We start from the raw sequence: 21031 nt of genomic DNA on the forward strand, positions 1-21031 counted from the left end.
GCGCGGGGGCCGGTGCTCCCTGTCGTACGGATCCGCCTGCCCGGGCGGCCCGCCGCCTGCGGGCTACGGGCGCGGGGGCTTCAGCCCGAGAGCCGGGCGGTGGCGCGGCCCTGCACGATGCGGGCCACGTGCACCCGGGACGGGCAGTCGAGCCGCTGCATGACCTGCCGCAGGTGGTTGACCACCGTCCACTCGGACAGCTCCAGCGCGCGGGCGATCTGCCGGTTCGTCATCCCCTCGGCCACCAGCTCCGCCACCTGGAGCTGACGGTGCGTCAGTCGCTCAAGACCGCCCGCGGGCGCGGCCTCCGCCTCCTCCCGCGCGGCCTCCGCCAGCGCGGCGCGCGCGGCGAGGAGCATGCCCCCGTGGCCGTCGGGGGCCGCGGGCTCCGGCGCCCCCTGCGGCGGGTCGTCGCCGCGCTCCGGGATCCGGTCGGCCAGCGCGCCCAGCCGCCGGTACGCCTCCCCGCCGGCCGGCACCGTCCCGGCGGCCGCGAGCAGCACGGCGCGGACGTCCCGTACCGGCGCGGCGTGCGCCAGCAGCAGTTCCACTGCCTCGCCTGCCCCGGCCCGGGCCCGGGCGTGGCCGCGCTGCGCCACCGCAAGCGCGGCCAGCGTCAGCGCCGCCTGCCGCGGCTCGCCCAGCTCCAGCAGCCCGCGCGCCGCCTTCACCAGCGGCTCCTCCGGCTGCCGCCGGCCGACGGCGGCGCGCGCGGCGGCGAGCGTACGCAGTACGCGGGCGGCCGCGACCGTGCCGCCCGGGGCACGCTTGCCGGCGAGCGCGAACTCGGCCTGCTGGAGGGCGCCCACGGCGTCGCCGCGGCCCAGCATCAGCTCGGCGCGGAGCGCCGCGGCGCGGGCGGCGGCGTCGAGGGAGCGGCCGAGGCGTTCTATGTACGCCTCGGCGCGTGCCCAGTCGCCTTCCGTCAGGGCCCAGCGGGCCGCGGCCTCCGTGGCCTGGGCGCCCTCGGCGCCCGTGAGCGCCGCCAGGGAGCCGTCGAGCAGTGCGCCCGCGGTGCCGAGGAGGTCGTGTACGGTCCACGCCTCCTCCAGCGCCAGCAGCATCCGGGCTGCCGCGGCGTGCTCGCCTGTCTCCTGGTTCAGCCGGGCGATCGCGAACAGATCGGGCGTGCGCTCGGCCACCAGCTCCAGCCAGTACGCGCGCTCCTTCGGCAGCCGCAGCCCCTGCCGGGCCTGGAGCGCGAACTCCAGCGTGTGCGCGGCGTGCCGCGCCCGGGTGGCCGCCAGGTCCGCGGGGTCCGCGGCCAGCCGCGCGCGGTAGTGCTGACGGGTGGCGCGGAACATCCGGAACTCGGGCTCCGCGCCCTCGCGCTTGACGCTGTGCAGCAGGCTCTTGCGGACCAGCGCGTCCAGTCCCTGCACGGTCTGCGCCCAGGTGAGGCCGGCGACCTGCTGGGCCACGGCCAGGTCGAAGGCGCCCTCGCAGACCGAGAGACGGCGCAGCAGTTGCAGCTCGCCGGCGGTGAGCGCCGCGTCTCCCCAGGAGAGCGCGGCGTCCATGGAGCCGTGCCGGGAGGGTACGTCCACCAGCCTTCTGCTGTAGAGCTGTTCGCCGTCGCGTATGCGCTGGAGCATCCGGCGCGGGCTGAGGGCGCCGACCGCGCGGGCGGCTTCCTCCACCGCCAGCGGCACGCCCTCCAGGAGTGCGCAGATCTCCGCGATGCCGTCGCGGTCCGCGGCGGAGGTGACGGCCCAGCGGTAGTGCGGCTGGAGGCGGGCGACGAACAGCCGCGCCGCGTCGGACGCCGCGGACGGTCCCGCCGCCCCGGCGGCGCCGGTGGCCAGCGGGCCGAGCGGGAAGATCCGCTCGGCGTGGATGTCGAGCGCGACCCGGCTGGTGAACACCACGCACAGCCTGGGGATGCGCCGCAGCAGCACGGCGATGTCCCCGGCGACGGCGCGGGCGGCCAGGTCCCCGTTGTCGAGGACGAGCAGCAGCTCGCGGTCGGCCGCGCGGTCGGCGAGCGCCGTCCAGGCCGCCTCCCGGGCGTCGCCGTCCGGCGGCCGGCTCAGTGCCGCCGCGACCCGCGTCCAGACGCCGTCCGCGTCGGCGGCGGCGGCCAGGTCCACGCTCACCGCGGCGCTGGGGTCCGTGCCGGTACGGTCCGCGAGCGCGGCGCGTACGAGGGCGCTCTTGCCCACGCCCGCCAGGCCGGTGACCGTCAGCAGCCGGCAGCCGGGGGCCGCCAGCCTGGCCCGGACGTCGGCGATCTCCTGCTCCCGGCCGATCAGGGTGTCGTGGAGCCCCGGAGGCCCCTCGGGAGCGAGGTCGGCGTCCCACTCGCCGGGTGCCGTAGAGCGGGTCAGTTCCACGAGAATGCTCACCAGATTGCCCCCTTGGCAGCGTCGATCAGGTGGTCCCCCGAGAGCACCAACAACGTCGCCTCTTTCCGGTGCATCTCATCTCCCCGCATCGCGTGACCAGCGTGCGCTCCGCACATCCAGAACCGCTGAAGGATCGGTGGAAGAGCAGGCCCGGTCACGCGTATCCGCGCAGGTGCGCCCGCAGGCGGGGGGCCGGCGGGCGGGGGTGCCCCGGCGGCGGGCGGCCCCGGCCGCGTACGGCAGCCGGAAGGCGGCGGTGCCGCGGCCGGCTCAGGCGTCCGGTTCCCGGGCGCACGGCAGCACGGCGGCCACCGCGAAACCGGCCGCGCACGGACGGTGGCCCGCGGTGAGCAACCCGCCCACGCTACGGGCGCGTTCCCGCATGCCGGCGATGCCGTAGCCCTCGCGCCGCGGGCCCGCCGCCGGCAGCGGCTCCCTGCCGCGGCCGGCCGGTCCTTCGTCGGTGACGGAGACCGACAGCGCCTCCGCGTCCTCGTCGTAGCGCACCTCGACCAGCACCCGCACGCCGGGCCCCGCGTGCTGCACGGCGTTGGTGAGCGACTGCTGCACGATCCGGTACGCGGCCGCCCCCACCGCCTGCGGCACCTCCGGCTCCGCCGCGACCTCCAACCGCACCCGCGCGCCCGCCGACTGCGCCGCCTCGGCCAGTCCTTCGAGTCCCGCGAGCCCCGGCAGCGGCCCGGTGGCGTCCTGGCCGCCGTCGCCCGTGCGCAGCACCTGGAGCGTCGTGCGCAGCTCCGCGCGGGCGTGCCGGCAGGTGCCGGCGATGCCGTCCAGCGCCTCGGCGACGGCCTTGCGGTCGAGCCGGTCCGGATCCGAGACGAGGAGGTGGGCGGCGACGGAGGTCTGCACCCCGATCAGCGTGATGCTGTGCGCCAGCAGGTCGTGCAGGTCGCGGGCGATGCGCAGCCGCTCCTCGACCACGCGTCTGGCCGCGGTCTCCTCCCGGGTGCGCTCGGCCCGTTCGGCCCGCTCGACGATCGCGGAGAGGTAGTTGCGGTGCACCCGGGCGGCCTCGCCGAAGAGGGCGACGGCGATGATCCAGCCGGAGATCCGCAGGATGTCCATGGCGCGGCTCATGTCGACCGTCGTCAGCACGCCCGTCAGCGCGGCGAGCATCCCGCCGACGACCAGCGCGGTCCGCAGCCGGGGCCCGGCGAAGGCGAGCGAGTAGACGGCGACGACGGTGGCGGGCCCCGGCGCGTGGTGGACGTTCTGCAGTGCGTGGTACGGGAGTTGCAGGGCGATCACCGCCGCGAACGCCGCCATCGGCGCAGGACGCCGCCACGCGAGCGCGGCGCAGGTGGCGGCCAGCAGCACCCAGCCCAGCGCGTCGGGCCGGTGCGCGCCCTCCTCGACCTCCGCCAGCAGCGCGAGCCCCGCCGACATGGCCGCCACGGACACCGCGAGCGCTATGTCCCTGCGGAGGGGCATCACGAACCGCCCCTGTACCGATATCGGTGACGGCATGCGGTTCTTCCTCACCCGGACGGCCCGGTCGTGTCGTCGCGGGGAGGGGCTCCGGGCGACGGTGGAAGCCCCGCCGGGCAGCCCTTGGGGGTGCCGCCCGGCGGGGCGGGGACCGCGGGTTCCGGCCGGGGGAACCGGAGCCCGCAGGCTGGTGGGTTGAGCACCGCGCCGGCCGCCGGACGCCGCCCGTCGCGGACCCGGCCGGGGGGAGCGGGCCCGCACAGGAGGCGGACGCGCCGCCGCTACCCGGACACCTCCCCCACCCGTTCGGGACGACTGATGTTCCCGTGCTCGTACGTACCCAGCGTCCCGGCAGCCCGGGCAGGTGTCCTCGCTCCCGCGACCGAGACCGGCGCTACTGCCCCGGGCGGCCCGGGCGGGCCGCTACTCCCGCGGGAGTACCCGCCGGTAGTAGTGCGTCTCCCGGTCAGCCGCCGGGGGTGAGCTTCCTGGTCATCACCACGTGCGGACCGACGCCCTCGATGTCGAACTCGGCGCCGCGCACCTCGAAGCCGTGCTTCAGGTAGAAACCGGCCGCCGAGGTACGGGCGTTGCACCAGACCAGGTGCGCGTCGCGGGCCGCGGCCTCGGCGAGCCCCGCGGCCAGGACGGCGACGCCGTAGCCCCGCCCGCGGACGGCGGGCGCGCTGGCCATGCCGCGGAAGCGGTAGGCGGGGGTGCCGTCGCCGGGGAGGAGTTCGGGGCAGAAGGAGACGCAGGCCGCGAGCGCGCCCCGCTCGTCGTACGCGGCGAGGTGGAAGGCGCCCGGCGCGCCGTCCTCCGCGAACTCCGCCTCGGCGGGCGGGCGTCCGGGCAGCAGCACGGAGTGGCGCAGTGCGAAGATCTCGGCGACGTCGACCCGGGCGGTGCGGATGGCCATGCGCCGAGCATAGGCCGGGCCCGCGGGACTCCCGCCGGGCGGGGGGCGTTGCCCGTACGGCGGCGCCCTCTCCGCCGCACGCCTCGGGCCCGCGACCGTCAGGTGGACGGACGGCGGGCCCGCCGCGGCACGGTCCGCTCCCTACGCGATCAGGTCCGCCAGCGGCACCGCCGGGTCGCCCAGGCGCTCCGCATCGACCCGGGCGCCGGAGCGGACCAGGTTCTGGATGCCCTCGGTGACGTCCCACACGTTCATGTTCATGCCCGCGAGCACCCGGCCCTCCTTGAGCCAGAAGGCGACGAACTCCCGCCGCCCCACGTCCCCGCGGCACACCACCTGGTCGTACGAGCCGGGCGGCGCGTGCCCCGAGTACTCCAGGCCCATGTCGTACTGGTCGGAGAAGAAGTACGGCACCCGGTCGTACGTCACGTCCTGCCCGAGCATGGCGCGGGCCGCGGCCGGGCCGCCGTTGAGCGCGTTCGCCCAGTGCTCCACCCGCAGCCGGCCGCCCCCGGCGGCGGGGTGGAGGAAGGAGGCGACGTCGCCGGTGGCGTAGACGTCGGGGTCGGAGGTGCGCAGCGAGGCGTCGGTGGCGATGCCGCCGCCCTCCGCGCGGGGCGCGACGTCGAGCCCGGCGGCCTCGGCGAGCGCGGTGCGCGGGGCGGCGCCGATGGCGGCCAGCACGTCGTGCGCCGGGTGCTCCTCGCCGTCGTCGGTGAGCGCGGCCAGCACCATGCCGTCCTTGCCGGTGATCGCGGTGAGCCGGGCGCCGAAGTGGAACTTCACCCCGTGCTCGCCGTGCAGGTCGGCGAAGACCTGGCCGATCTCCGGGCCGAGCACCCGGTGCAGCGGCGTGGGCTCCGGCTCGACGACCGTGACCTCCGCCCCGTACGTGCGCGCCGCCGCGGCGACCTCCAGGCCGATCCAGCCGGCGCCCGCGATGACGAGCTGGCCGTTGTCCCGGCCGAGGGCGGCGAGGACGCCGCGCAGCAGCTCGGCGTGGGCGAGGCGGCGCAGGTGGTGGACGCCGGCGAGGTCGGTGCCGGGGATGTCGAGGCGGCGGGGCTCGGCGCCGGTGGCCAGGAGGAGCTTGTCGTAGTGCACCCGGGTGCCGTCGCCGAGGCTCACGGTCTTCGCGGCGCGGTCGAGCGCGGTGACCGTCTGCCCGAGGTGCAGTTCGACCTCCGCCTCCGCGTACCAGCCGGACGGCTGCGCGAAGACGCTGTCGCGCTCTTCCTTGCCGAGGAGGTAGCCCTTGGACAGCGGCGGTCGCTCGTACGGGTGGTCGCGCTCGTCGCCGATGAGGATGACCCGGCCGGTGAACCCTTCCGATCGCAGCGTCTCTGCTGCTTTCGCACCGGCCAGTCCTCCACCGACGATGACGAACGTCTGATGTGCGTCGACCACTTCACGCCTCCTAGTCCCTGGCCCCGACCATCCATTTTGCCGTGTCCTCGGCTGCGTTGCCGACACCGCGAGCCTCCCGCACCGGGGCGTGACGGCGGAAGGGGGAGGCGCGCCAGGGCTGGGCGGACGGGCGGGGCGGCGGACGGGACGGGCGGGATCGGGGGCGGGCCGCGAGCGGCGGCGGTGCAGGGGCGGGTGGTGGGAGAACGGGCTGGTGGGGGCGGTGACGGGCGGGTACGGGGGCGGGGCGGGACCCCGGTACGCGACCGGGGGCGCTCCGGCCTCCCCGCCCGCCCCCGTGCCCGACGGTGCGCCGGTGGCCGGAACTCGCCGTTCACCCCGGCGGCGGTCGTGGCGCCGGGGGCGCACCGCCGCCGCGTGCGGGGAGCTACCCGGTCAGCCGGGCGTGCAGCCGCCGCGCCGCCGCGTCCGTCAGCGCCGCGATCTGGTCCACCACCGCCCGCAGCCGCCCGGCGTCGTCGGCGGCCTCCTCGTACAGCGCCCGGAACTGCGGGTCCAGGCCCGCCGGCGCCCCCGCCGTCAGCGCCCCGGCCAGCTCCCCCAGCACCACCCGCTGGTCCGCGCGCAGCCGCGCCTGGTCGGGGCGCTGCATGACGAACCGGTCCGCGACCGCCTTGAGCACCGCGCACTCCAGCCGCTCCGCCCGCGGCACGATCAGCTCGGCGGCGTAGCGCGACAGCGCCCCCGTGCCGTAGGCGGCGCGCGTGGCGCCCTCGGCGGCGAGGCAGAACCGGCCGATGAGCTGGCTGGTGGCGTCCTTGAGACGGGCCTGCGCGGCGGCGGTGCCGTCGTAGCCGTGCGGCCACCACTCCTGGGCCAGCAGCCGGTCGAGCGCCTCGGCGAGTTCCGCGGCGTCCGTGCCCGGGGCGTACCGCCCGGCGGCGACGGCGAAGACCTCGGCCCGCTCGGGACCGGCGAGCAGCACCGCGGGGTCGAGGTGGCCGGCGTGCAGGCCGTCCTCGACGTCGTGGACGGAGTACGCCACGTCGTCGGACCAGTCCATGACCTGCGCCTCGAAGCAGGTGCGGCCCGCGGGACCGCCGGGCGCGCCCGCGCGCAGCCAGTCGAAGACCGGCCCGTCGTCGGGGTACACGCCGAACTTCACCGCGTCCGGGCCCGCCGGGTGGCCGCCGCGCCGCCAGGGGTATTTGGTGGCGGCGTCCAGGGCCGCCCGGGTGAGGTTCAGCCCGACGGACCTGCCGTCGTCGGTGAACCGCTTGGGCTCCAGCCGGGTGAGCAGCCGCAGCGACTGCGCGTTGCCCTCGAAGCCGCCGCAGGGCGCGGCCAGCTCGTCGAGCACCTGCTCGCCGTTGTGCCCGAACGGCGGGTGCCCGAGGTCGTGCGCCAGGCAGGCGGTCTCGACGAGGTCGGGGTCGCAGCCGAGCGCGGCGCCCAGCTCGCGGCCGACCTGAGCGCACTCCAGGGAGTGCGTGAGCCGGGTGCGGGGCGTGGCGTCGGCGAAGGTCAGGGCTTGGCCGCCCACGCCGTCGTCGCTCACGCCGGGCGTGACGACCTGGGTCTTGCCCGCGAGCCGGCGCAGCGCGGCGGAGTGCAGCACGCGGGCGCGGTCGCGCTGGAAGGCGGTGCGGCCGGGGCGCTTGTCGGGCTCGGGGGCCCAGCGTTCGAGGTCGGCGTCGGTGTACCCCATGCACGGAACGGTAGCCGGGCCGGTGCGCGGGGGTTCGGGCGGTACGGGCCGGACGCCCCGGTTCGTACGGGATGGGCGCCTCCGGTGCCGGTCGTGTGCCGTCCGCTACGCCGCCACCTCCGCGATCCGCGTCTCGTACGCCGGCACCGCCACCTCCTCGTCGTCCAGGCACCGTCCCGTCGCCAGGTCGAACCGCTGCTTCAGCAGCGGCGACGCCACGAACGGCCGGCCCCCCTCCGCCGGGGGCGCCGACCCGAGCAGCCCCCGCGACAGCACGTACGCACCGGTGAACGGGTCGCGGTTGCCGATCGCGTAGGCGTTGCCGGTGCGGCCGAGGAAGACGGCGACCTGGGTGCCGTCCGGCAGCAGCGCCGCGACGCCGCGGCCGCGGGTGAGCAGGGCGAGGTCGCACACCGGGTGCCAGCCGGCCGCGGTGCGGATCTCGACGCGCAGGACGGTCCGGGCGGGCGCGTACGCCGTCGTGGTCATGCGGAGGCTCCTTCCAGCGTCCCGCGCACCGGGATGGCGGGGCCTGACAGCAGGGTGAGGTCGGGCTTGACCTGGTCGCGCTCGGGGACGAACCGCACGGTGGGGTCCGGCACGCCCGGCGCGTTGACGAACGAGACGAAGCGCGCCAGCCGCTCGGGGTCGGCCAGGGTGGCGGCCCACTCGTCGCGGTAGTGCGCGACGTGCGCGGCCATCTGCTCCTCCAGTTCGGCGCCGATGCCGAGGGAGTCGGCGACGACGACGTCCCGCAGGTGGCCGAGGCCGCCCTCCAGCCGCTCCAGCCAGACCGAGGTGCGCTCCAGCCGGTCGGCGGTGCGGATGTAGAACATCAGGAACCGGTCGATGAGCCGGATCAGCTCGTCGTCGGCGAGGTCCTGGGCGAGGAGGTCCGCGTGCCGGGGGGTGGCGCCGCCGTTGCCGCAGACGTACAGGTTCCAGCCGTTCGCGGTGGCGATGACGCCGAAGTCCTTGCCCTGCGCCTCCGCGCACTCGCGCGAGCAGCCCGAGACGGCGGCCTTCAGCTTGTGCGGCGAGCGCAGCCCGCGGTAGCGCAGCTCCAGGTCGATGGCCATGCGGACGCTGTCCTGCACGCCGTAGCGGCACCAGGTCGACCCCACGCAGGACTTCACCGTGCGCAGCGCCTTGCCGTAGGCGTGCCCGGACTCGAACCCGGCCTCGACCAGCCGGGCCCAGATGGCGGGGAGCTGGTCGACGCGGGCGCCGAAGAGGTCGATGCGCTGGCCGCCGGTGATCTTCGTGTAGAGCCCGAAGTCGCGCGCCACCTCGCCGAGCACGATGAGCTTGCCGGGGGTGATCTCGCCGCCGGGCACGCGCGGGACGACGGAGTACGAGCCGTTGCGCTGGAGGTTGGCGAGGAAGTGGTCGTTGGTGTCCTGCAAGGCGCCCTGTTCGCCGTCGAGCACGTAGCCCGCGGCGCCGATCTCGGGCGCGAGCGAGGCGAAGATCGACGCGACGGCGGGCTTGCACACCTCGCAGCCGTCGCCGCTGCGCGCCTCCTCGCGGCCGTGCTCGTCGAGGAGGCGGACGTACGAGCTGATCCGCTTGACGCGGACGATCTCGTACAGCTCGGTCCTGGTGTGGGCGAAGCAGCGGCACAGGCCCTTGTCGACGGCGACGCCGCGGGCCGCCAGCTCGTCGTTGACCAGCGCGGTGAGGACCTTCTCGCAGGAGCCGCAGCCGGATCCCGCGCGGGTGCACTTCTCCACCTCGCGCACGGTGGTGCAGTCGTGTTCCGCGACGGCGCCGCGGATGGCGGCCTTGGTGACGTTGTGGCAGTTGCAGACCACGGCGTCGTCGGGGAGCGCGGCGGGCCCGAGGGCGGCGGGGGCGCCGGCGCCCGGGGGGAGCACCAACTGCTCGGGCGGTACGGGCGGCACGCTGCCGGTGAGCGGGCGGAGCATGCCGTACGCGTCGGTGTCGCCGACGAGGACGCCGCCGAGGAGGGTGCCGTCGCGGGCGACGACGAGCTTCTTGTAGAGGCCGGCGCGGGAGTCGGAGTAGACGACGTCGAGGCAGTCGTCGGCGGTGCCGAGGGCGTCGCCGAAGGAGGCGACGCCGACGCCGAGGAGCTTGAGCTTGGTGGAGGTGTCGGCGCCGGTGAAGGTCTTGGGGGCGGCGGCGGGGGCCTGTGCGGTGGCGATCGCGGCGGCGGCGGTCTCCGCCATCTCGTACCCGGGCGCGACCAGCCCGTAGACCCGGCCGTCCGCGGCCTGCGCGCACTCGCCGATGGCGAAGACCGCCGGGTCGGAGGTCCGGCACCGCTCGTCCACGGCGACGCCGCCGCGCTCGCCCACGTCCAGGCCCGCCTCGCGGGCGAGCCGGTCCCGGGGGCGTACGCCCGCGGAGAAGACCACGAGGTCCGCGGCGACCACCGAGCCGTCCGACAGCTCCATCCCGGTCACCGCGCCGGCGGCGTCGGTGCGGATCTCCTTCCCCGCGACCCCGGTGTGCACGTCGAGCCCCAGGTCGCCGATGGTGCGGCGGAGCGCGGCGCCGCCGCCCTCGTCGACCTGGACGGGCATGAGCCGTGGCGCGAACTCCACGATGTGCGTCGCCAGCCCCAGCCCGCGCAGCGCGCCCGCCGCTTCGAGCCCGAGCAGTCCGCCGCCGACGACGACTCCGGCGCTCGCCCCCTGCGCGTACGCCTCGATGGCCAGGACGTCCTCGACCGTGCGGTAGACGAAGCAGCCGCGGGCGTCCTTGCCGGGGACGGGCGGGACGAAGGGGAAGGAGCCGGTGGCCAGCACCAGCACGTCGTACGGGACGGTGCGGCCCGCCGCGGAGGTGACGGTGCGCGCGGCGCGGTCGACGGCGACGGCGGGGTCGCCGACGTGGAGTTCGATGCCGTGCTCCGCCATGAACCCGTCGGGGGTGACGGAGAGCCCTTCCGGGGTGGTACCGGAGAAGTAGGAGGTGAGGTGCATGCGGTCGTAGGCGGGCCGGGGCTCTTCGCAGAAGACGACGACGCGGTGGGTGTCGGTGACGCGGTGCTCGGCGAGGGCTTCGAGGAAGCGCTGCCCGACCATGCCGTGTCCGACGAGCACGAGGGTGCGGGAGTGCGGGGCGGCGGTCATGGTCCGGAACCTCCGAGGTGGTCGGTGAGCAGGTGGTGCAGCGGGGTGCCCGCGGGCAGCGGCGTGTCGCCCTCCCAGGCCCGGGCGAGGGCGCCGACCGCGGCGAGGTCGCCGAGGAGGATGCCGCCGACGAGCCGGTCGGCGCGGACGACGACCTTGCGGTAGACGCGGCGGGTGGCGTCGGCGAGGTGCACGACGTCGTCGCCGGGGGCCGGTTCGGTTTCGCCGAAGGCGGCGAGGTCGAGGGGGGTGTCGGCGGCGGAGAGTGTGAGGCGGGTCAGCGCGCGGGTGCCGGTGTAGCGGGGCTCCCGGGGGCCGGACCCGGTGAGGATGCGGGCGAGCAGGTCGGCCTGGTCGAGCGCGGGGGCGGCCAGTCCGTAGAGGACCCCGGCGTGCTGGGCGCAGTCGCCGATGGCGTGGACGGCGGGATCGGAGGTACGGAGCGCGTCGTCCACGACGACACCCGCGCTTACGTCGAGCCCGGCGGCCCTGGCGAGCCCGACGCGGGGCCGGACACCGCAGGCGAGGACGACGAGGCGGGCGTCGAGGACGTAGCCGTCGGCGAGTTCGACACCGGTGACGGCGCGGGTGGCGGGGGCCGGGCGCGGGGTGGCGGCAGAGCCGGTCAGGGGCGCGGCGGGGCCGTCGCCGGGCCCGGCGACGCGGGCGCTTCCGGCAGGGGCGAAGGCGGAGCCGTCCGCAGGCGCGGCGGGGCCGTCGCCGTCGGCCCTGCGGGCCGGGGGCCGTGCCGTACGGCGCGGGCGCCCCGGCGCCGCGGCGCGTGTCCGCACGCCCCGTACCCGGCACTCCGTGTGGACCTCCACCCCCAGCTCCTCCAGGTGGGTCCGCAGCAGCCCGGCCGCCGCCGGGTCGAGGTGGCGCTCCATCAGGCGCTCCCCCTGCTGCGCCAGCACCACCCGCGCGCCGCGGCGGGCCAGCGCCCGGGCGGCCGAGACGCCGAGCAGCCCGCCGCCGACCACGACCGCGGCGGCGTCCGGGGTCGCCGCCGCGGCGAGCGCAAGGCAGTCGTCCATCGTCCGGAAGGCGTGCACCCCCGCCGGCAAGGCGACACCGGCACCGCCGGCGTCGTCGCCGTCGTCGTCGAACAGCCCGCGCAGCGGCGGCAGCACCGGCCAGGCGCCGGTGGCCAGGACCAGCACGTCGTACGGCACCGCCCGCCCGTCGTCGCACTCCACCCGGCGCGCGGCGCGGTCGACGCGCACCGCGCGCACGCCCCGCAGCACGCGGACAGCGGGGCCCGCCGCAAGGTCGGGGAGGCGGATCACGTCCGGCGCGTAGTGCCCGGCGAGGACGTCGGCGAGCAGCACCCTGTTGTACGGGGCATGCGGCTCCTCCCCGACGACCGTCACGCCCGCCCCGGCACCGGCGAGCTGCCGCGCGAGCCGCGTACCGGCCATGCCGCCGCCGACGATCACGACGCGACGCCCGCCGGCGGGTGCGGCGGGGCCGGCGGGTGCGGCGGCTTCGGGCACGGGCAGGTTCATGCGCCCACCCTGCGGCGGGGCCGTTACCCCGCCGCATCACCACTGTTTCCGCGGCGCAACACTGCCCTCAGCGGCGGACGGGCGGCGCTGTGAGCGGCCGGCGGGCGGCGCGGGACCGCACACTTCGCTGCCCTGCATCCACCCGCACAAGATCGGGCTGGAGCCGGACCGCATCGCGCTGGCGTACAGACCGGGGCCCGGCAGAGCCGCAGCCTACGCCGCGGTCCCGAAGGCCATGGAGACTCTCCCCCGCGGTCGGTGACGCTGATACCGGCGTACACCAGGTCGAGCGCCCGGCGACGGCGCTCCGTCTCCCGGGGGCCGATCCGTGCCCCTGCCGCCCGTCACGGGGAGTGCGCGGGCGGCGGGGGTCCACGCCGGGCCGCCCTCCGCCCTCGCCGAGATGTCCGGCGGCGGGGGCGGGAGTTGAGCCACGCGGGGCGGGAGTCACGGGGGCGGCGGGGCGCGTTCGGGCCATGTGCTCGCCACGGGCCCCGCACCCCGGGGCGGGCCGTTAACACGTAGCCGCTGCGGGTTGCCTGAGCTGAAACTCGGCCCACACGACCTTGCCAGGGCCGGTGCGGTCGGATACTCCCCAGTCGTCCGCGAGCGTGGAGACGAGCATCAGCCCGCGGCCCCGGTCGTCGGTGTCCAGAGGCGTGCACACGTGCGGGGTGGCGATGCTGGCGTCGTGCACCTCGATGCGGACGACGCTGTCGGTGCAGATGATCCGAACGAGGAAACGCCGGCCAACGGGGGTGTGCTGCAGGGCGTTGGTCGCGAGTTCGGAGACGCACACGCGGATGTCGTCGGCCTGCTCGGAGGTGCATCCATCGATGTGACCAGCCACGAAACTCCGTGCACGGCCGACGGCCGCGGCGCTGCGGGGGAACATGCGCGAGTTCACGCGGAGTCCGCCCGTTCTGGGGTGGGCACGGAGTCGGGGTCGCCGCGGAACCGGTCAGCCGCGGCAGTCCGGCGGCGGATGCCGACACCGCGGCTCCGGTGCGGTTGGCCGCTGTCGTCCGGCTCTGCCTCGATCGCCTGTAGTAACTCCGGCTGAGGCGACAGGTGTTCGTACACCATGCGTCGACCCTCCTTACTCTCAGCATCGTCAGAATTCTCTCCCTAGCGTGCTCCCCACTCTCTGCGCCACGCAAGCAAATGCATGAAAGAATGAGAATTCTCAATCGTTGACGAGAGTGTGACCAAGGAGAGGGGAAGCGGCATGACACGCGCTGATCACGCACGGCAGACTGTCGGGCAGAACCACGGGAGCGGAGGAGAAGTGAGCGCACCGACAGTGCGACGGCGCAGGCTCGGCGCCAAGTTGCGCGCTCTTCGCGACGGGCGCGGCCTCACGTTGGAGGAGGCGGCCGAGCAGTCCGGCGGGCGGATCACCGTCGCGAAGCTGTCACGGCTGGAGACTGCACGGAGCGCGGCGAAGGCTGTCGACGTTGAGGCACTGCTCGATCAGTACGAGGTCACCGACACGGAGTTGCGGGCCGCCGTGCTCGCGCTGACCCGCGAGGGTGCCCGGCGCGGCTGGTGGCAGTCGTACCGCGGCGTGCTGTCACCTGTGTACGAGGATCTGATCAGCCTTGAGGCCGAGGCTGAAGCGCTGTACACGTGGCAGCTCTCCGTCATCCCGGGGCTGCTCCAGACGGCCGAGTACGCGCGGGAGATCATCGGGGCGACGGCGATGTCCGAGACTGTCGATGCCAAGGTAGATGCGCTGGTCGAGGTGCGCCTCGCTCGGCAGGCCGTCCTGACCCGTGAGAACCCGCTCGACCTGTGGGCGATCATCGCCGAGAGCGCCCTGTCCACGCAGTGCATGGGCGAGGGCGTCATGCGCGATCAGCTCGCCCGGCTGCACTTGCTGAGCAAGCGGCCGAACATCAGCATTCAAGTCCTGCCCACGGACAGCCCGCCGCACGTCGGGCAGTTGGGCTCGTTCTCCGTGCTCAGCTTCGAGGGACATCGGGACCTCGACGTGGCGCACTCAGAAAGCCTGACCTCGTTCGTGTACTTCGAGGACCAGGAACAGGTCAGCGCATACCGGGACGCCATCAGCCGGCTACGGGATGCCGCCCTGCCGGTCGAGGTGTCCGCCGAGCGAATCGCAGAGAAAAGGGATCAGGTATGAACCACATGAACGACGCCTCAACCCTCGCCGTGGCCTGGTGGAAGTCCAGCCACAGCGGCGCGCAGGCCGACTGCGTCGAGGTCGGCATCGTCGACGAACGGGCCGTCGCGGTACGCGACAGTAAGGACCCTGCGGGGCCGGCGCTGCTGCTGACCCGCGACCAGTTCGCCGGACTGGTCGACTCGGTCCGCGCGGGACGCTTCGAGGTCTGAGCGACATGACGAATCGCCCCCTGCACGGCCGTGCAGGGGGCGATTCGTCGCGCTCTCAGCCCAACGCTTCGATCGCCTTGAGGATCAGCGCCCGCGCTTCCGCGCCGTACACCGCAAGCTGTGTGAACTTCGCGAACGCCTGCTCGTACAACTCGATCTCGCTGGGCGCGGTGACTCGCACGCGCGCGGCCAGCAGTTCAACGTTGACCTGCGAGTCATCGAAGATCGTGAACGCCTCCAGCGGCCACATGACTGTCTCCCGCGGCATGGCAGTGGGCACGATGCCGAGGGAGACCGCGGGCAGCGTCATGCACGCGAGCAGGTTGCCCAACTGGCCCGACATCACGCCCGCGTCGCCGAGGCGATGGTTCAGCACGTGTTCCTCGACGAGTACCGCGAAGCGGTGGTCGCCTTCGCGGATGACCCGTGAGCGCCGCATGCGCGCGGCCACAGCCTCGCTCACGTCGTCCGGGGTGCCGCGGAAGCTGGCGATGGTGCCCATCAGAGCGGTGGCGTAGGCCGGCGTTTGCAGGTAGCCGGGTACGACGTTCGAGGCGTAGGTGCGGAAGGCTCTGGTGCGTTCGTACAGCGGTGCGGCGGCTTCCTGCAGTCGGCGTAGTCCGGTGCGTTGGAGCCGCCGCCACTGGACGTACATCTGGTCGGCCTGCCGGTTGGCGGCGATGAGGTCGGGAGCCTGCCCCTCGGCGTGGCACGCGGTGCACCAGGCGCGTATGTCGGCGTCGGACGGGGCAGTGTGGGCGTTCTCGATACGTGACGGCTTGGCGACCGACCAGCCGCAGCGCGCGGCGAGTTCCTTGCTGGTGATCCCCGCGTCCAGGCGCAGCTCTCGCAGCCGGGCCGCGAGAGCTGCACGCGCCTCTTGAGCACTGGACGACGGGGACATGGGCATCGGTGCTACTGGATCTCGTATTCCTCGTGCGGGATCGCGCGTGCCCAGACGTCCTCGAAAGCCGCGGCGCAGCGTTCGACGAGCGATCGATCATCCTGCAACTGCAGCCAGCTCGGCAAGGAGCGCCGGGACGCGCGCAACCGCGGCGACCACTCGGCCGCCACCGACTGCTCCGTCCTCATCCGCCGGCATCCCGCCCACTGAACTCCCGCCCCCTGGCCGACCGAATCCTTTGGCCAGGGGGCGGGCTCCGGCCGAACGACCGCACATCGGCCCGGCCGGACGCGCCCCCACCTGCCGCAACCTGCCGGCCCGGCAGGCGGGGCGCCACACCACCGCCCCGGGCGGTCCGGGGCGCGCCGGAGAGGAGGCACACCCGATGACCTTCAACAACCCGCTGACGATCACCCCCGCCGCCTGGGGCGACCCGGGCGACGAGGACGACAACACCGACATCGAGGACGGCGACGGCGGAGGCGGCAACCCGTCACCCGGCCACCGCTGACATACCCCGACATGTCAGTCCCCGCGGCTACGGTGCCGCGGGGGCCGACACAGACCGACAGGAGCAGCATGGGCAGCGAGCAGACCGGCACCGGCCGCGTCACCGTCTTTACGCTCACCCACCACTGGCCCGATCGCCGCTGCCTGCTCGCCTACACCACCACCGGCGACTTCGGCACCACAGCCATCGTCGGCGTCCTGCCGGTGCCGGAACTGGAACACCCCGAACTGCTGGCGGTCGCCGCCGCACATCACGCCCAGGGCCTGTACGGCTCCCGCCGCGGGCACGAGAACGCCTGCGCCGGCTGGGTGATCTGCACCGGCTGGTCCGCCCGCATCGGCGGCTCCGGCCCCCGCCTCGACGTCCAGCACACGGCGTGGAGCCTGCACCTCGACCGCCGCATCCCCCTGGCCGAGCAGATGTACGGCCACGACGTACTCCACACCGGCACCTTCACCCTTAACGACGACGAGCTGATGCAGCAGGCCCTCCAGCTCATCCGATGAACGTCCGCCGCCAGCACGGCGGACGGTCCCCACCAGCCCTCGGCCGGGGCCCCCGCCCCCGGTTACCCCGCCGCGGCCACCGCCTCGTCCACGCCCCGCTCCCGCGGGCCCAGATGGCGCGGGTCCGGCGTGAACACCGCGTCGTACGCCGCCTTCGCCGCGCCGGGGATCTCCCGCAGGCCGCCGTAGTACCAGGCCCCGCGCCGCGGCTCGTCCACCCCGACCCCGTACGCGTCGATGCCCGCCGCCCGGCACAGCGCCAGCGGCCGGCGGATGTGGAAGCCCTGGCTGACGAGCAGCGCCCGGTCGACGCCGAAGACGCGACGGGCGCGGGCGCAGGAGTCCCAGGTGTCGAAGCCGGCGTGGTCGCGGACGACGGCGGCGGCGGGGACGCCGAGGCCGACGAGGTAGCGCCGCATGGCGGTGGGCTCGTCGTAGCCGCGGGTGCTGTTGTCGCCGCTGACGAGGATGGCGTCGACCTTGCCGAGTTCGTACAGCTCGGCGGCGGTGTCGAGGCGGTGCGCGAGGTACGGGGACGGATCCTCGCCCCACAGCCCGGCGCCGAAGACGAGCGCCACGGGCGCGCGCGGCGCGCGCTCCGCGGCCACGACGCGGTCGCCGGCGGCGACGAACAGCCACGCCGGGGGCAGCAGCGCGAGGACGCACGCCAGCACCGCGGCCCGCAGCGCCCGCCGCTGCCCGGCCCGCGTCCGCGGCCACCGCGGCCGCGGCACGCCACCCGGCCCGCGCGCCCGTACACCGGGCCGCGCCCGCCCCGCCGGCCGCCGCGCCCCCGTCCCCGGCAGCCGCTCCCGTACGGCCACCGCGGCCCGTCTCGCCCGGTCCCCCCACAGCGTCCCCACGCGGAACTCCCCTCCCCGTCCCCTGAAACGAAGCCGCCCCTGATCCCGGTTCCACCCCGCCTCCCGGACGCCTCCCCACCGGGGGTTACGCTCGCCCGACGATGCCCGACATACCCCTGTTGACCCTGGTCATGCTCTGTCTCGCCGCCGCCGCGGCAGGCTGGATCGACGCCGTGGTCGGCGGCGGCGGGCTGCTGTTGCTGCCCGCGCTGCTGCTGGGGTATCCGCATCTCCAGCCCGCGTATCTGCTCGGCACGAACAAGGCCGTGGCCATCGTCGGCACCTCCGCCGCGGCGGTGACGTACGCCCGCAAGTCCCCCGTCGACGTACGGCTCGCCGTGCGCATCGGGGCGGCGGCGCTCGCCGGCTCCGCGCTGGGGGCGTTCTTCGCGGCCGGGGTGAGCAGCGACGTGCTGCGGCCGGTGATCATGGTGGTGCTGCTCGCGGTGCTCGCGTTCGTCGCGCTGCGCCCGTCGTTCGGCACGGACGCCCCCGCGACCGGCCCGGTGACGCCGCGCCGGATCGCCGCCGCGGTGGCGCTCGCGGGGCTGGGCATCGGCTTCTACGACGGGCTGATAGGCCCGGGTACGGGCACGTTCCTGGTGCTCGCGCTGACGGCCGTGCTGCAGATGAACCTCGTCCAGGCGTCCGCCACCGCCAAGATCGTCAACGTCTGCACCAACTTCGGCGCACTGGTGATGTTCTCGGTCCAGGGCACGGTCCTGTGGTCGCTGGCCGCGCTGCTCGCGGTCTTCAACCTGGGCGGCGGCTGGCTCGGCGCGCACATGGCGCTGAAGAAGGGCAGCGGCTTCGTCCGCGGCGTCCTGGTCGTCACGGTCGTCGGTCTGGTCGCCAAGCTCGCCTACGATCAGTGGGCATGACGGACTTCCTGACAGTGCTCACGACGACGGACGCCCGGGAGAAGGCCGATGCGCTGGCGCGCGGGGCGGTGGAGGCGAGGCTGGCGGCGTGCGCGCAGGTGAGCGCGGCGGTCACGTCGGTCTACCGCTGGCAGGGCGCGGTCGAGGAGACCCGGGAGTGGCAGGTGCTCCTCAAGACGACGACGGCACGGTACGCGGAGCTGGAGGCCCACCTGCGCGAGGCGCACGACTACGACGAGCCGGAGATCATCGCCACCCCGGTGACCCACGGCAGCGCCGGGTACCTCGCGTGGGTGGAGCGGCAGACGACGGCCTGACGCCGCGTACGCGACGCACCCGCCGCTACTCCCCCGCGGGACCCGCGCGCCCTGCCCGCTCGATCCGTACCGCGCACACCTTGAACTCCGGCATCCGCGACACCGGGTCCAGCGCCGGGTTCGTCACCGTGTTCACCCGCCCCGCGCCCGGCCAGTGGAACGGCATGAACACCGTGTCCGGCCTGATCGCCGTGGTGATCCGGGCCGGCGCCACGGCCCGGCCGCGTCGGGAGAGAACCGCGACCGGGTCGCCCTCGTCGGCGCCCACGCGGGCGGCCAGCTCCGGGTGCATCTGCACGTACGGCCCCGGTGAGGCCGCGTTCAGCTCGCTCACCCGGCGCGTCTGGGCGCCCGACTGGTACTGGGCGAGTACCCGGCCCGTCGTCAGCCACACCGGGTACTCCGCGTCCGTCTCCTCCGCCGCGGGCCGGTGCTGCGCCCCCGAGAACCGCGCCCGCCCGTCCGGCGTCGCGAACCGGTCGAGGAACATCCGCGGCACCGGCTCGCCGCCCTCCGGGCACGGCCAGAACACGCCGCCCTCCGCCTCGATCCGCGCGTACGTGATCCCCGAGTAGTCCGCCTTCCCCCCGGCCGACGCCCGCCGCAGCTCCGCGAAGACCTCCTCCGCCGCCACCGGGAACCCCGCCGCCCGCGCCGGCGCCAGCCGCTCGGCGAGGCCGCGCAGCACGTCGAGGTCGCCGCGTACGCCGGGCGGCGGGTCGGCGGCGCGGCGGCGCAGCAGCACCCGCCCCTCCAGGTTCGTGAGCGTGCCGGTCTCCTCCGCCCACTGCGCCACGGGCAGCACGACGTCCGCGAGCGCCGCCGTCTCCGACAGCACCACGTCCGCGACCGCCAGGAAGTCCAGCGACCGCAGCCGCCGTTCGACGTGCGCGGCGCGCGGCGCGGAGACCACCGGGTTGGAGCCCATGAGCAGCAGCGCCCGCACCCCGTCGGGCCCGGGGGCGCCGAGGGCGTCGAGCAGTTCGTACGCGCTGCGCCCGGGGCCCGGGAGGGTGCCGGGGTCGACGCCCCAGACGGCGGCGACATGGGCGCGGGCGGCGGGATCGGTGAGCAGCCGGTAACCGGGGAGCTGGTCGGCCTTCTGGCCGTGTTCGCGGCCGCCCTGCCCGTTGCCCTGTCCGGTGAGGCAGCCGTAGCCGGAGTAGGGGCGTCCTGGACGCCCGGTGGCCAGGCAGAGGTCGATCCACGCGCCGACCGTGTCGGTGCCCTTGGACTGCTGCTCGGGGCCGCGGGCGGTGAGGACCATGGCCGCCCCGGGGTCGCAGAAGAGCGCGACGGCCCGCCGCAGTTGCGGTACGGGCACGCCGGTGATCCGCTCGACCAGCTCCGGCCAGTGGGCCATGGCGGCGGCGCGGGCGGCGGGCCAGCCGGCGGTGCGTTCCGCGATGTAGGCGTCGTCGGTGCGGCCTTCGGCGATCACGAGGTGGAGCAGCCCGAGGGCGAGCGCGAGGTCGGTGCCGGGGCGGGGGGCGAGGTGCAGGTCGGCCTGCTCCGCGGTGCGGGTGCGGCGCGGGTCGACGACGACGAGGGTGCCGCCGTTGGCGCGCAGCTCGGTGAAGTAGCGCAGGGCGGGCGGCATGGTCTCGGCCGGGTTGGCGCCGACGAGGATCACGCAGCCGGTGCGGGGGATGTCGGCGAGGGGAAAGGGCAGGCCGCGGTCGAGCCCGAAGGCACGGGTGCCCGCGGCGGCGGCGGACGACATGCAGAAGCGGCCGTTGTAGTCGATCTGGGAGGTGCCGAGGATGACGCGGGCGAACTTGCCGAGCGCGTACGCCTTCTCGTTGGTCAGCCCGCCGCCGCCGAAGACCCCCACGGCGTCCGCCCCGTGCCCGTCCCGGGCCGCCGCGAGCCCGGCGGCGACGCGGTCGAGCGCCTCGGCCCAGGAGGCGGGGCGCAGCGGTGCGCCGGGGTCGTCGCGGCCGTCGCGTACGAGGGGCTGCGTCAGCCGGGCGGCGGAGCCGAGGACGGCGGGCGCGGTGCGGCCCTTGCCGCACAGGGCGCCGCGGTTGACGTCGAACGCCGGGCGCTCCCGCACGTCGAGCCCGTCGCCGGCGGCGGCCGGTGCGAGCGTCATGCCGCACTGGAGGGAGCAGTAGGGGCAGTGGGTGTCGACGGTCATGGGGTGAGGGTGCGGGACGGATGTCACCCCCGGTGGACGGGGGTATTACGGGCGGGGTTCGCCGTCCTCAGCGGCGGGGGCGCAGGGGAGTGAGCAGCCGTCAACAAGACGAAGCGGCGGGGAAACGGCGCCGCAACGGCGGTGGGGCAGGCT

General features: G+C 75.3%; 19 protein-coding genes. 6 read left to right on the plus strand and 13 right to left on the minus strand.

Features of this window, described 5'->3' with window-relative positions; genetic code table 11:
- Nucleotides 1-80 precede the first annotated feature (80 nt).
- The 9 genes from FB457_RS12270 to FB457_RS12310 form a co-directional block, all read right to left on the minus strand.
- Nucleotides 81-2345, minus strand: coding sequence for a winged helix-turn-helix domain-containing protein (locus FB457_RS12270; RefSeq protein ID WP_047015677.1), 2265 nt, complete (start codon nucleotides 2343-2345; stop codon nucleotides 81-83).
- 270 nt (nucleotides 2346-2615) lie between these two features.
- A complete protein-coding gene (locus tag FB457_RS12275; RefSeq protein WP_047015678.1) occupies nucleotides 2616-3836 on the minus strand; it encodes a sensor histidine kinase in 1221 nt (406 codons plus the stop codon).
- A 427-nt stretch (nucleotides 3837-4263) separates the two neighbouring features.
- On the minus strand, nucleotides 4264-4716 hold the full coding sequence (locus tag FB457_RS12280) for a GNAT family N-acetyltransferase (RefSeq protein WP_047015679.1): 453 nt from the start codon (nucleotides 4714-4716) through the stop codon (nucleotides 4264-4266).
- A 141-nt stretch (nucleotides 4717-4857) separates the two neighbouring features.
- Nucleotides 4858-6123 (minus strand): NAD(P)/FAD-dependent oxidoreductase, encoded by a 1266-nt coding sequence (locus tag FB457_RS12285; RefSeq protein ID WP_047015680.1) that lies wholly within the window; start codon nucleotides 6121-6123, stop codon nucleotides 4858-4860.
- A 388-nt stretch (nucleotides 6124-6511) separates the two neighbouring features.
- Nucleotides 6512-7792 carry a deoxyguanosinetriphosphate triphosphohydrolase gene (locus FB457_RS12290; protein WP_047015681.1) on the minus strand — a complete coding sequence of 427 codons (1281 nt, stop codon included), beginning with the start codon at nucleotides 7790-7792 and terminating at the stop codon, nucleotides 6512-6514.
- A gap of 105 nt (nucleotides 7793-7897) precedes the next feature.
- Nucleotides 7898-8281, minus strand: a complete 384-nt coding sequence (nirD, locus tag FB457_RS12295) for a nitrite reductase small subunit NirD (protein ID WP_125934740.1) — start codon at nucleotides 8279-8281, stop codon at nucleotides 7898-7900.
- A complete protein-coding gene (gene nirB / locus FB457_RS12300) occupies nucleotides 8278-10893 on the minus strand; it encodes a nitrite reductase large subunit NirB (RefSeq protein ID WP_047015683.1) in 2616 nt (871 codons plus the stop codon). Before nirB ends, nirD begins: the two co-directional genes overlap by 4 nt.
- Nucleotides 10890-12398: an FAD-dependent oxidoreductase gene (locus tag FB457_RS12305; protein ID WP_145781865.1), complete on the minus strand. Its 1509-nt coding sequence runs from the start codon at nucleotides 12396-12398 to the stop codon at nucleotides 10890-10892. Before FB457_RS12305 ends, nirB begins: the two co-directional genes overlap by 4 nt.
- 514 nt (nucleotides 12399-12912) lie before the next feature.
- Nucleotides 12913-13293, minus strand: coding sequence for an ATP-binding protein (locus tag FB457_RS12310; protein ID WP_145781967.1), 381 nt, complete (start codon nucleotides 13291-13293; stop codon nucleotides 12913-12915).
- Nucleotides 13294-13686: 393 nt separating this feature from the next.
- Between FB457_RS12310 and FB457_RS12315 the strand changes: the two genes are divergently transcribed.
- A complete protein-coding gene (locus FB457_RS12315) occupies nucleotides 13687-14544 on the plus strand; it encodes a helix-turn-helix domain-containing protein (protein WP_047015686.1) in 858 nt (285 codons plus the stop codon).
- A complete protein-coding gene (locus FB457_RS12320) occupies nucleotides 14541-14756 on the plus strand; it encodes a DUF397 domain-containing protein (RefSeq protein ID WP_047015687.1) in 216 nt (71 codons plus the stop codon). Before FB457_RS12315 ends, FB457_RS12320 begins: the two co-directional genes overlap by 4 nt.
- Nucleotides 14757-14811: 55 nt before the next feature.
- Here the strand turns inward: FB457_RS12320 and FB457_RS12325 are convergent, their stop codons facing one another.
- Nucleotides 14812-15666 carry a Scr1 family TA system antitoxin-like transcriptional regulator gene (locus FB457_RS12325; protein ID WP_145781867.1) on the minus strand — a complete coding sequence of 285 codons (855 nt, stop codon included), beginning with the start codon at nucleotides 15664-15666 and terminating at the stop codon, nucleotides 14812-14814.
- 5 nt (nucleotides 15667-15671) lie between these two features.
- Nucleotides 15672-15830, minus strand: a complete 159-nt coding sequence (locus tag FB457_RS35210; RefSeq protein WP_164492493.1) for a DUF6879 family protein — start codon at nucleotides 15828-15830, stop codon at nucleotides 15672-15674.
- A gap of 215 nt (nucleotides 15831-16045) precedes the next feature.
- On the opposite strand from FB457_RS35210, the gene FB457_RS36085 reads away from it, so the two are divergent.
- Together FB457_RS36085 and FB457_RS12330 are read left to right on the plus strand one after the other, a co-directional pair.
- Entirely contained in the window at nucleotides 16046-16171 is a 126-nt protein-coding gene (locus FB457_RS36085) for a hypothetical protein (protein WP_301540163.1), read from the plus strand.
- 68 nt (nucleotides 16172-16239) lie between these two features.
- Nucleotides 16240-16677 carry a hypothetical protein gene (locus FB457_RS12330; RefSeq protein WP_145781869.1) on the plus strand — a complete coding sequence of 146 codons (438 nt, stop codon included), beginning with the start codon at nucleotides 16240-16242 and terminating at the stop codon, nucleotides 16675-16677.
- Between the two features lie 62 nt (nucleotides 16678-16739).
- Here the strand turns inward: FB457_RS12330 and FB457_RS12335 are convergent, their stop codons facing one another.
- Nucleotides 16740-17540 carry a SanA/YdcF family protein gene (locus tag FB457_RS12335; protein WP_486589006.1) on the minus strand — a complete coding sequence of 267 codons (801 nt, stop codon included), beginning with the start codon at nucleotides 17538-17540 and terminating at the stop codon, nucleotides 16740-16742.
- Nucleotides 17541-17641: 101 nt separating this feature from the next.
- Here FB457_RS12335 and FB457_RS12340 point away from each other — a divergent pair, with 101 nt between their 5' ends.
- Complete coding sequence (locus tag FB457_RS12340) at nucleotides 17642-18421, plus strand: sulfite exporter TauE/SafE family protein (protein ID WP_047015691.1); 780 nt, start codon at nucleotides 17642-17644, stop codon at nucleotides 18419-18421.
- Nucleotides 18418-18738 (plus strand): divalent-cation tolerance protein CutA, encoded by a 321-nt coding sequence (gene cutA / locus FB457_RS12345; RefSeq protein ID WP_047019888.1) that lies wholly within the window; start codon nucleotides 18418-18420, stop codon nucleotides 18736-18738. The genes FB457_RS12340 and cutA overlap by 4 nt, the downstream gene beginning before the upstream one ends.
- A gap of 25 nt (nucleotides 18739-18763) precedes the next feature.
- Here the strand turns inward: cutA and FB457_RS12350 are convergent, their stop codons facing one another.
- The gene (locus FB457_RS12350) at nucleotides 18764-20878 is read right to left on the minus strand and encodes a molybdopterin oxidoreductase family protein (protein ID WP_145781871.1); all 2115 of its coding nucleotides are present in this window, start codon (nucleotides 20876-20878) and stop codon (nucleotides 18764-18766) included.
- Between the last annotated feature and the right edge of the window lie 153 nt (nucleotides 20879-21031).

Source organism: Streptomyces sp. CNZ287, assembly GCF_007827615.1.